Below are 622 nucleotides of genomic sequence, written 5' to 3'. Positions count from 1 at the left end.
TGGCCCGACGCGTTGTCGGACATCGGGCAGGGCGACGAGGCGACGACGGGCCTGGGCATCGTCGCCGCGTTGCCGCGCCTGCTGGCGGTGTGGCGCGCGACGGACGACGAGGCGCCGACCCGGGTGCGGCCGACGGACGTCGCGCGAGGCTTCAGCGCATCGGTGCTGGACTGCCTGTGCGGCGGCGAATCGAGCGACGCACGGGCCCGCCTGTTCGACGTCCTGCTGGTGGCGCTGCACGGCGGCTTCGGCGTCGTCGCGCCGACCATCGCGCTGCCGCGCTTCTCGGCGAGCACCTACGCAAGCATCGACCTGAACCTGATCGCGGGCCTGACGGGCAGCGGTTCCGCGCATGTGGGCGCGTGCAGCGACGCGACGCGGTTTCTCGCGAGCCTGGTCGGCCGGCCGCCTGCGGAGATTCGCGATCGCGTCGCGCAGCGCGTGCAGGCGGGCGACCGGATTCCCGGCTTCGGCCATCCGCTGCTCGAATGCGATCCGCGACCGGCCGCGCTCGAGCGCCACGCGGAGCGGCTGGGTGTCGGCGGCGCGGCGTTCGATGCGTATCGGGCCGTATGCGGGGCGATGCAGGACCTGCGCGGCCTGCCGCCGAACATCGATGGGA

Annotated in this window: 1 protein-coding gene; it reads left to right on the top strand. The window is 74.0% G+C overall.

Going from position 1 to position 622, the window contains the following annotated elements:
- Nucleotides 1-622, top strand: a 622-nt coding sequence (locus G3N93_RS41250) for a citrate/2-methylcitrate synthase (RefSeq protein WP_277396625.1), incomplete at both ends; no start/stop codon positions are given.

The organism is Burkholderia sp. Se-20378 (assembly GCF_017104665.1).
Taxonomy (GTDB): Bacteria; Pseudomonadota; Gammaproteobacteria; order Burkholderiales; family Burkholderiaceae; genus Burkholderia; species Burkholderia lata.
Note: the sequence above shows the minus strand (reverse complement) of the source record. Positions and strands in the feature narration are given on the sequence as shown.